Origin of the sequence: Dapis purpurea BLCC-M126 (genome assembly GCF_050015975.1) — a bacterium.
In the GTDB taxonomy this organism is placed as follows: Bacteria; Cyanobacteriota; Cyanobacteriia; order Cyanobacteriales; family Microcoleaceae; genus Trichodesmium.
This window is the reverse complement of the sequence record NZ_JBNHER010000273.1, coordinates 1-11,886: the sequence shown is the minus strand read 5'-3', so window position 1 is coordinate 11,886 and position 11,886 is coordinate 1. Positions and strand designations below refer to the sequence as shown.

Below are 11,886 nucleotides of genomic sequence, written 5' to 3'. Positions count from 1 at the left end.
GAATTTAATTATTTTTAGCATAATTATTTTCTCTATTTTTTTTGTCTGCTTATGAGTTTGATTTTGCTTTATCGTCCACATAATTCATTTAAGAATAAGAAAAAAATATAGTTGTAGCTTGATACGCCTAACATTTTGCAATAGTAGGAGCAGGTTATCCTTTATTTTAATAAAATAATATCAACATTTAATAGAACCTGCCCTATGCAGAAATCCTATAATGTAATGTATAAAATTTAGATGTGTCAGTCTAATATAGTAGTTAAATATTGAGCTATGAATACTCATGTTAAATCTTTTAACTTTTTCCCACTTTACCTGATTTTATTAACTTAGGTTTCCTATTTTCTATAATAATTCAAAAAATCATCAACTGCCAATATCTTATGGTCAAAAAATATTAATTAATTTTGAGTTAATTGAAAAATAAATATAGTAAATATAGAGAATTTTTCTGTTTTTTTCTTCCCTTAAGATTGGCTAATTACCTTTTTCTTTCCTAGGTCATACTCCGCAAACTTATGTCACTTCTTGAAGACTAATTCCTGCTTCAGTTTAATAATGAGTTAGTAACTGATAAGCTGAAAGCTGACGGCTAAATTCTTACATTTAAGGTTTCCAAGGAATAATATTATCCTCAGCTAATGTTTGAGAAACAGCGATCGCTCCGTAAAGATTCAGATGACTAGGGTCAGAAAAGTTAGCATAAGTTTGTGGCCATGCACTGCCTAAATCTCGGAATACAAAATTGGCATACTCCCACGATAACTGCTGCATATATTCCTGAAATTTTTGTTCATAAGCAGTTCGTACTTCGTCTAAATATGCTGTAGTTAAAGGCATATTTACAAAGACAAAATTAATCCCTATTGACTGAGTATACTCTAGTAAATTTTTTAGCGCTGTTGTTTGTTTTCCTGTTAATCGAAAGTCTGCATAATCAGCATCGTAGTCACCAGCAACTTTAGCATAATTTTGATAGTAATTTTCTGGTTCAAACTTTATAGAAATTGGTAGAAAACCATTTGGTTGAAATTCATCTAACTCTTGAGTTTCTTCTACTGCTAATGCCTGGTTTTCTTCCTGATGCAAAAAATCCCAATTTGTCGGATTATTGATAATTGACATAATTAAACTTTTGAGGCGATCACGCTGCTGATAAGTAACTGATATTTCCTCAGTTTTTTCTTCAATATTTTTGAATATTTGTTTAAATTTATTTAATCCATAATTAACTGATCTGTCCGAGCTATTATTCCCAATTATAAATGTGCCAGCATCCACTTGTTCATAACCTTCAGAACTAGCAATAATATCAAAAGTCCTATCAACTCTACCACTATTAAGAGCGCGAACCCCATCAGCAAAAATAATTAATTGTGGCAATTGTTCTGGTGGTAAAATCTGACGTACAATCAAATCTACTACTTGAGCAGTTGCTCCATTTACTCCAAAATTATAAATTCTTAAATCTGGATATCCTGAATTTGCTAAACTTTCCTCAAGCACTGTCGGATTAACCCCTCTTAATGCTCTAGAACTGCCAACTATTAAAATATCTGGTGGTTTTTTTTCTACTTGTAAATATTGTTGATAACGAAGTAATTGTTCATCTAATTGCGGAGTATTAAAAGTAGGATAAGTCGTCAATTCTGAATTTACTTTTCCATCTAAAGTTTCTTCTGCAGGAGTTTGACAATTAAAACCTTGACAACTATTTCCAGACAGAGAAATATCTGGAATTCTTTCTAATATTGCACCTACTTTTAAATCAGTTTGAACTGTCAAGAAAATACCTAGAGTAGCATAAGCAACAGCAGCAATCCATTTACCATAATTACGAGTGTTATATGTTAATGAATTACTGATTTTTGTAGATTCTTCTTCATTAGGAAGAAATAAACGAGAACCAATAAGTAATTGTTGGATACCTGTACACAGTTGTGCTGTAAGTGTGTATCTGTTAGGAAGTAACAGTTTTAGTTTTGAGTCAGTTTTTTCAGTCGTTTGTGGTTTTAACTTGAGGAAAACACGATCTGCTGTTTTGCCCAATAAAAAATCCATTTCCGTAGAAGCAGCAAACTCTGGAGTTTGTTCCGAATGCTGGCGACTTCTCCCAGTAAAATTAATCCCGTAGCGCCACAAAGGCAATTTTTGACCAGCACGACGCCCGTAAACCCTAACCCCATTAACTCCAGGAATTTGAAGTTGACGCAAGAAATTAGCTATGATCGGTCCTACTAAAGATTGAGAAGGACAAGTAGGAGCTTCGCTCATAACGTGCAATAATTCTTGCTTGGGTAATATTAATACCCGAATACCTCCTGTTTGCAATCTTTGATCGAGGTTGGGATTAAGTAACCTATTTAATAGAAAACTAATTGCTTCATGGTTTCCCTGACTTGCCAAAACTTTAGCACTAGCAGATAAATCAGGATTTTCAGATGCTGGTAAATTCAACCAGTCTATCCATTGAGGTGACTCTGATTTTTTCTCGTTGGTTTCATTCAGAATACAACCATAGATTGTAGCAGCTTGAATACCCCTTGGGAGAATTGTTGCTAATTTAGTAGCGATCGCTTCCTTGATTTTATCTTTATCTGGAACTTCTTGCTTAGAATTATTAGTATTAGTACAGAATAAATGTAACGTTGATTCTTTTAGGGTAGCTCGAATATCCACTCCAAGGGTAGCCAACTTTTGTTTAAGCAACCGTTCAATGGCGGCCACATCCCCCCAATTTGCCCATTCTTGTAGCATTAGATCGGGTGGAGTTAGATCCACCCGCAACATCCAGTCAGGTGCAGTTTCTCCTTGAACAAGTAAAGAAATTAGAGCTTCATGGAAATCTTTAAGCTTGAGATTTCGTAGCTTTTGGGTAATTGGTTCCGCCAAAAGAGATGGATCTGGACTATAAGCTGCTTCACAAGATACCCATAATATTTTTTGGTTTTTTAATTTATTATTTTTACCAGCATCCTCTGATTTTGGGGTAGTTTCTGTTAATTTTTCCTTAAGTTCTTTTTCTCGAATAGTGACATTTACACAGACCCCTAACTGACCTAAAATTTCACTCAAATAACTTGCAATTGCATCTGGATGGCCATATTCAGCTAATTTTTGAGAAGAAACTGTCAGGGGAGAATCAAGTAGATATTGATCAGATTCTTTAACCTTATCTAGCTGTGTTTCTAATTTGGACTTTTCTGGTTCAGGGGGAGAAAAGGTCTCTAAATCTAATTTTGATGATGAAAAGTTGAGATGCTCTAATGTTTCATTTGTCCAAGCAGAAGTCTGATGAGGACTTAATAGCACTTCAGAGGCAATATTATCCTGAATATCCAATTTAGAAGATTGCCCAGCACCAACTTTGGTTAATTCTTCTTCAGGTAAAGTTTGACTACCACCATTATTTTGTGAGTAATTTTGAGGAGAAGCATAATTAGATGTTAAGTAGGAATTAGTTCCTGAATCATCCGAATTGTTAGGATTATTTACCCTCTGACTCTGAGTTGCTACCTTATTGCTATCAAGTTTTACCGTCCAGTCAGGTCGCCTCTTTCCTAAAGTACGGCCACACAGAAACATCTGGTAAATCCGAGGTTGATTAGGAGGCAGTAGAGACTCTATATCAATCTGACTCAGCGCCTGGGAAAACTGACCCACGGCAAAGTTCATTTCGGGACATTTTTCGGCTTCACAGAGAATATGTAAATGATTGCCACGCAATCTTACTTGTACTTGTACTTCTGGAAGTCCCAAGGCTTCCTGTGCCCAAATTCCTAGGGGGGATCTATTTTCCGTCAATATGATTTTATTCCCTTTCATCTTCTCCTTAGTTTGGGAGACTCCCTTGATTGGCTTAACTATTCATTGGTGACATTTTGGAATGTAGCGTATTAATAGAGATAAAGAAAAGCCTCTTGCTCAAATCAGTAGAATTTTGCTAAAAATTATAAACTACGCATTATACTATAAAATATATATCAATTAGCACTCAGTCATCAGATTTTTTTGTTTGCCAAAAAATTGGTCTACAGCTACTGTCCTTTGAGGATGATTTTCCTGTATAATTTGAGAATAGGTAATAAGTAGAACAATTTCCAACCCCTTGAAAAAACTAGGGTAATCTAGTTAGTATGACAAACTTTGTACGCAAAAATAGTCAATCATAATTAGTGGACTCAGTTAATCAAAAATCTTCTTAGGAAAATATCCGCTCCTTGAAGTCCGAAAGTATGTCAATGAGGTAATACAAATGCAATCTTTTCGAGAAAATTCCTCTGAAAATCCTACAGTTACAACCCCTAGTTGGAAAATTTCCTCAGATATTGTACTGAGCTTGGCCACTGGTCCTGTTTTGCTGGGTTTGTTGGGTAATAAAGCCATTAATGAGTTATTATCAGAGGCCGGACTTTATAGTGAGGAAATATTCCGGGGCGATCGCCTACCAATGCTTAATTTTCCCCAAAATCTATCTGAGTCTTCATTAATAGATAATGGATAATTACCTCTCCCTAAAATGGATTGGATTGACGCGGAGCGTGAAAATTTTTTCTTCTTAAGGGGAGATTAGATATGGCGTTTAGCGCTCCGCACAACGCTTGTTTTGCTAGCCCAAAATCCGCTTTTCATGTCGGCTCTTAGCGGAAACTAAGTTGTGCGAAGCAAAACGGCTGTCGCTGAGATGAAAAGCCCTGCACGACATCTTTGCGAATCTTTCTGTACGATTGGATGGCTAGGTTTCCCGTTCTTACAGAGCCGCTGCCTCTTATCTCAAATCCGGTAGCATTAAAAAACCAGAGAAACCGGGTTTATCAAATATCCCACTATACTAACATCTACCTCCCATAAACCCGGTTTCTTATAACACTTCCATTGCAAACGGATTTGATATTACAGAGGAGCTGCCTCTTGCAGAGGAGGTATCCTAGGTCATGCTCTGCATTCATGTCGGCTCTTAGCCGAAACGCTTTTCATGTCGTGTAGCGAAATGCTATATCTAATTGACCAATAGAGCGGTCGTTTTGCTGGTGCATAACTCCACACTTCGGCTCTTGCCGACTTGAATTGCGGAGCTTTCCCTAGGATAAGATACTGAGGTTTTCCTTCTTTCCTGGACAGTACGCGTTTTCCTACAGAACATTAAAAGCGGAGCTTTGCAATAGCAAAACGAAGTTGTGCAGAGGGCTAAACGCCATATTAAATCTCCCGTTGAGAATAAAAAAAATCATTTTGCTCAATCCTATCTGTTTTAAGTTTAAGGAGAGGTAATTATTAATTATTAATTATTGAAGACTACTCTCTCCTTTTATACATACCATTGAGACTACTTTTAGTATTGATTATTTGATTGACTCCCTATAACACTACTTCAACAATTGAGAATTGAGAATTGAGAATTGAGAATTACCTCTCCTTGAAACGGATAGGATTGACTAACAGGAAAATTATCATTTATTATCCCCTTAAAAGGGGAGGCTTTAAACCACAATATTTCGGTAAATAGATTAGGACATTTATAAATTCTCAAACTCAGTTAGGGATTATATTATGTGCCCCCTTCGGGGGAGCTACGAATTGCGGTTAAATAGTTATTATAATTAAAGTTCGTAGTAGGGCTTCAGCCCTATCTACAGTTCGGGCTGAAGCCCTACTACAAACCATATACTTTATTATAAGTGATTATCCGTTAGCGTAGCTCCCCCGGAGGGGGCACATGATATTACTTCTGTACGTCGCCAATCTAACGGCTCCCTTAATCTGACTTGCCCATAGCGCTATAGTCGCGTACAAGGTGCTAACGCTTAGAAATAGAATGCCTGACAGTATCAGACAATCTTTTTAGTTAGGGGTTGCGCTCAAAAGTCTGATGGTGAAGGGAGCGAGTAGGGAGTAGGAAGTAGTGAAGAGTCAACACAGACAGGGAGTTATAGAGGAAGTACTCAGAAAAATTATCCTTTGCTCCAACCTCCCTAACTCTTACCCAAATACTAACTTTTTCAGCTGATATAGCTGAAAATATCCTACTTTTTCCGGACTTGAAAGTGCTCAAATCTTTATCTGCCCATGCTTTGAGGCTTATTCAGCGAACCCTAGTTAATCCTTAATTTAAGTGAAGTGTCCATTCGATAATGATTCTCTCACCATGATTCATAGGTCTTTGTATCTTAAATCTTAAATTATCACAAATGTTTTGACTATGGATTTAAACCTGCCCTTATCTCTTCCATATACTTCTTAAAAGCGAGTGCATAATTCTGGAGTCTCTCAACTACCAAAAACTTATAATGTAGGGAAAAAACTAGAACTGAAGAATAGCTCAAATATTAGGAAAATATTAACAAAATTAGTATCACAGTGGTGTAGTGATGTAGTAATTACAAGTGTTTTGAGAATATACCTATAATGTGGGCTGTTACAATGTTATAAGAGCAGAATTTGAATATAACACAAAAATAGTAAGTCTATAATTGAAATATTCTTAAAAGGTGATGTAATAAATTTTTGAGCAGTATAAAAAAAAACTATTCTCTTGATGTTTAAGGGAAATTTGAGAGAATATTTATAAATAAAGATTAACTACTCTTGAGCCTATGCTGGTGTCCCCTATTTACTCCTCTCCTGCAACAAGGGGAACCAGAAAGTAAATTGCCTTTTTATTAAAAATTTGGATATGGAAAATTTAATTAGTAATAGGGAGATATTAACTATAGATTAGACAAAAAAATATTACTACAGCCTATTTGGAGACATTGGTACTATTAAATCTCCTCGAATGAGGAAACAGTATCAAAAAATACATTGATTTTTGATGTTAGCAGTTATGGAGGAACAGGTAATATGAATTCACTATTACACTCAGAACAGATAATGCTAGAATCAGGGTTAAAAAATACCCCGATAACGGCTTCAGATCGGTTTCTGCGTAATCGAATCAAAATAATTGAAGATTTATGGGAGTTAGTTTTAAGGCAAGAATGTGGCCAAGAATTGGTGGATGTACTGCAGAAGATGCGCTCAGTTCATTCCCCAGAAGGACAAGCTCCTAACTTTATCGGTTCAGAAATTGAACAACTAATTGAACAACTAGAACTCAAAGATGCAATTCGAGCTGCCCGGGCTTTTGCTCTATATTTTCAGCTAATCAATATTGTAGAACAACATTATGAACAAAGAATTCAACAACTAGCTTACTCTCACAACAATAGTTCAGGAAAACTAATATTTAAAGATGATGTAGCTAAGGATGGTGAGACTTGTTCGCTGCGGGTTGGAAGTATACCAATATGGAACGATAATAGAACTAAACCAGAAGGAGAGGGTACATTTCATTATCTATTTCCTTTACTACAGACTCTCAATGTACCATATCAATTAATTCAACGATTAATTGATAACTTAGACATCCGTTTGGTGTTTACAGCACACCCTACAGAAATTGTACGACGAACAATTAGAACAAAACAACGACGCATTGCCAAAATTCTCCAGGAGCTCGATCAGGTAGATGACAGCTTTTCGGAACTACAAGTAAATGGAGAAGAGGAAAATTCTTTAGTTTCATCTTGGGAAACAGAATCTCTCAAGGAACAGTTAACAGAAGAAATTCTTTTGTGGTGGCGTACAGATGAACTACACCAATTTAAACCTACTGTACTAGATGAGGTAGAAACTACTCTTCATTATTTTAATGAAGTTCTGTTTGACGCTACCCCGCAACTGCATCGTAGGTTTAAGCAAGCCTTAAATAGTTCTTTCCCTTATCTAAAACCACCAAGTTACAATTTTTGTAAGTTTGGTTCCTGGGTGGGAGCAGATCGTGATGGAAATCCTTTTTGTACACCAGAAGTTACTTGGCAAACAGCCTGCTATCAACGTCAGATAGTATTGGATAAATATATCCACGCTGTTGATCGCCTGATAGAACTTTTAAGTTTGTCCTTGCATTGGAGTGATGTTTTACCAGAATTGCTAGATTCTTTAGATCGTGACCATTTGCAAATGTCAGAAGTATATGAGAAATGGGCAATTCGCTATCGCCAAGAACCTTATCGCTTGAAGTTGTCTTATGTGAAAAAGCGTTTAGAAAATACTCGCGATCGCAACTGGCGTTTATATAATGTCGATCAAGCTCAAAGGGAAATGGAAGTTGTCTCTCAACGCCAAGAAACAACAGGCATTTATCATTCTAGTTCAGAGTTTCTAGCAGAGTTGCAACTAATTCAACGTAACCTAGAAGAAACTGGCTTAAACTCTAGTGATTTGGAAAATATCATCTGCCAGGTAGAAATTTTTGGTTTTAATTTGGCGCGACTTGATATCCGTCAGGAATCTTCTGTACATGAGGCTGTAATTCAGGAAGTTACCGAATATTTACAAATTCTGCCTAAACCTTACATAGAAATGTCGGAAGCAGAGCGGACTGAGTGGTTGTCAACAGAGTTACCTACTCGTCGCCCCTTAATTCCCACAGAGTTACCTTTTTCTGAGAGAACTTGTGAAATTATTAACACTTTCCGAATGCTGCGACAATTGCAGGTAGAGTTTGGCAAAGAAATTTGCCAAACTTACATTATTAGTATGAGTCGCGATGTTAGCGATCTATTGGAAGTATTATTGTTAGCTCAAGAAGCAGGACTTTACGATCCGGCAACTGGTGCAAGTAGCATTCAGGTAGTGCCTCTGTTTGAAACAGTAGAAGACTTGAGAAATGCTCCCAGGGTAATGGACAATTTATTTAAGTTGTCTCTGTATCGAGCTGCACTTGCTGGTGGGTATGATAAATTGCCAGAAGAACCAAAGTCTGACTTAGAAACTCCTTATTTGCAAGAAGTGATGTTGGGTTACTCAGACAGTAATAAAGATTCTGGGTTCTTGAGTAGTAACTGGGAAATTCATAAGGCTCAAAAGGCTTTATATAAGATAGGTGAGGAATATGGTATTGCCTTGAGGATATTTCATGGCCGTGGTGGTTCTGTAGGACGCGGTGGTGGTCCAGCTTATAAAGCGATTTTAGCCCAGCCTGGTAAGAGTATTAGCGGTCGGATTAAGATTACTGAACAGGGTGAGGTACTTGCTTCTAAATATTCTCTGCCTCAGTTAGCAATGTTTAACTTGGAAAATGTTACTACTGCAGTTATTCAAGCTAGTTTGCTACATACGGGGTTTGATGAAATTGAAAGCTGGAATGAGATTATGGAAGAGTTTGCGGTACGATCACGGACTCATTACCGAAATCTGATTTATGAACAAGAAGATTTAGTCGAATTTTTCTATCAAGTTACCCCAGTTCAAGAAATTAGTCAACTACAAATCAGTTCCCGTCCAGCTCGGCGGAAGAATGATAAAAAGAAGACAATTTCTGGTTTACGGGCAATTCCTTGGGTATTTAGCTGGACTCAAAGTCGCTTCCTCTTACCTGCTTGGTATGGTGTAGGAACAGCTTTACAAGAGTTTGTGGAACAAGCACCAGAAGACCACCTGAAACTTTTGCAATACTTTTATCTGAAGTGGCCTTTCTTCACTACTGTTATTTCTAAGGTAGAGATGACTTTAGCTAAAGTAGATTTGCAAATTGCTCATTATTATGTACGAGAATTATCCAAACCAGAAGATCGAGAACGGTTTGAGCAGTTGTTTGAGCAAATTTCGACTGAATATCGTTTAACACGGGATTTAGTGCTACAAATTTCTGGTCATGAGCGACCTTTGGATGGAGATCCAGATTTACAGCGTTCTGTACAATTACGGAATGCGACTATTATTCCTCTGGGTATGTTGCAGGTAGCTTTGTTAAAACGTCTGCGCCAGCATGATACGGGTACCCCTGGTGTAATTCATTCTCGTTATAGTAAGAGTGAGTTATTACGTGGTGCTTTGTTAACTCTCAATGGTATTGCTGCTGGTATGCGGAATACAGGTTGATAGATAATGGATAATTGATAATGAAAGAGTTTGCTAAACTCTAGTGTTACAGAAACCGGGTTTGTGTGAGTAGATGTCAGTATTATGGAACATCTAATACAAACCCGGTTTCTGGTTTCTACAAAAACAACTTCTGAATTCTAAATTCTGAATTCTAAATTCAGTTCATCTGTTACTAAAACTCTGAGAATTTCTGTTACTTCTGCTGCCATCCGAGCATCTATTTCTACTGCTTCTCTCTCAAAATCTCCTAGGGATCTTGCACCCCGCAAAGTCATAGCTATAGACTTAACTTCTCCCTGATATTCAAATTGAGTAAAACAACTATAAGTAAGTTCTGTACGTTTACGACTGGAGCTATATCCAAAACCCATTTTAGATAAAATAACAGGAGATTTAATACTATTTTGAATCCCCAATTTTTCTAGAGCAACATCCACATAACGACCAGTATCTTTACCAAGATTACAAATAAAAGGTTGCAAATTTTCCCACCCACCCCCATCCCCTCCTGGGAGGGGAGTTAGAGGGGTGGGTAATTTTGCTGTTTCTGGCAAATGATAATACCATCCTACCATTGACATAATTCTGGTGAGATCGTAAGCAGTAACAGTATTTTCTCCAGTCTGGTGTTCTCGTTTTTTACTTTCCGATGCAGGACTCAATAAAACTTGATTATTTTGAGAAATTTCAGGAGACATAATAAATGCTTCTTCACCATATAAACCTTGAAATTCTGTATGATTATTACCTGTAATTTCTTTCAACCATGATTCTAAATCAACATAAGTTTGGAAGCATTTAAACATAGCACCCAAGGCATTAGAACTACCTATATTTTCTGCATAAGTAATCACATCTTCTACAGCTTCATTAAAATCTATATTTTTACCATCGCCTCGAATTTGACAGGTATTAATATCACTATTAATAGCACAAATTACATTTAAAATTGCGATAATTTTAGTTGAACTCCAAAATTGACATTTATCCAGAGAATTTCTACCTAACCAATGAGATTTAAACCGTCCGTCAGCACTACCAGCTAGGCAAATACAAGCTTCTTTAATGTCAGGATGAATAAAACTAAGTGCTTGTTCATCAATTTCTGGAAGTTCGCCAACATTGGGAAAAATTTCTGCTCCTTCTGGTGCAGCTAAACTAGGCAGCATTTTTAAATGTTCTGGATAATTTTCTATCTGGTTTTGATAGGGAGAATTTTTAATGCCTTTATCTAGAATAGCTAGTTTATTAGCATTAAAACCAGCTTCAGCTTTTAAGAAGTCGTTGTAGACTTTTTCTCGGTCCATTGCTAGTAGTAGAGTGAAGGTTTCTTTTTGGCCAAAAGTGCCGAAAAAGTCTGCCACCATATTGAGAATTTGATCGTTAATATCTTCCATATTATTGATTTATGCCACAAATCCATTGGTCAATTTTCGTGGCATCGAACCCCGATGGTTGACCCGCCTATCATCCCGACGCTCACCTATGGGTAGAGCGTGAGGCAACAGGTGCGGAAGAGCTAAATTTGACTTTCTTTAGTCAGATTCCTACTATAACATTTTTCATGTTTGTAAAAATAATACATTTTGGCTGCAAAAAGGGAACAACTTAAGTAGAAATATGCAACACTTTGAGGGATTTTGTAGCTTCGGAGAAATGAGCAGTTTCATTTCATTTTGAATAAAATTGCTATATGCTATATATTAAAATTACTTTTAACTTTTCGTGATTATTTTAAGTAATGAAAATTATTGTAGCGTATTGAAAAAAATTTTTAATTAACTTAATTAATCATATCAAATCCGGTTAATTGCTCATAGAATCTGGTCATAGGATATGTGTTGATAATTTTTTCAATTACTTTACAGCGGTTTTCATATTAATAAACCACAATGATACTGACTCCTGACTCATTACTCCTGACTCATTACTCCTGACTCATTACTCCTGACTCAT

The 11,886-nt window shown here is 36.5% G+C and carries 4 protein-coding genes; 2 read left to right on the top strand and 2 right to left on the bottom strand.

Annotated features, from left to right (window positions below):
• Nucleotides 1–609: 609 nt before the first annotated feature.
• A complete protein-coding gene (locus ACP6PL_RS25225) occupies nt 610–3,828 on the bottom strand; it encodes a DUF1574 family protein (RefSeq protein ID WP_426548083.1) in 3,219 nt (1,072 codons plus the stop codon).
• 430 nt (nt 3,829–4,258) lie between these two features.
• On the opposite strand from ACP6PL_RS25225, the gene ACP6PL_RS25220 reads away from it, so the two are divergent.
• Both ACP6PL_RS25220 and ppc read left to right on the top strand, forming a co-directional pair.
• On the top strand, nt 4,259–4,507 hold the full coding sequence (locus tag ACP6PL_RS25220; RefSeq protein ID WP_426548082.1) for a hypothetical protein: 249 nt from the start codon (nt 4,259–4,261) through the stop codon (nt 4,505–4,507).
• Between the two features lie 2,336 nt (nt 4,508–6,843).
• A complete protein-coding gene (gene ppc, locus ACP6PL_RS25215; protein ID WP_426548081.1) occupies nt 6,844–9,927 on the top strand; it encodes a phosphoenolpyruvate carboxylase in 3,084 nt (1,027 codons plus the stop codon).
• 140 nt (nt 9,928–10,067) lie between these two features.
• Here the strand turns inward: ppc and ACP6PL_RS25210 are convergent, their stop codons facing one another.
• The gene (locus tag ACP6PL_RS25210; RefSeq protein ID WP_426548080.1) at nt 10,068–11,327 is read right to left on the bottom strand and encodes a hypothetical protein; all 1,260 of its coding nucleotides are present in this window, start codon (nt 11,325–11,327) and stop codon (nt 10,068–10,070) included.
• Between the last annotated feature and the right edge of the window lie 559 nt (nt 11,328–11,886).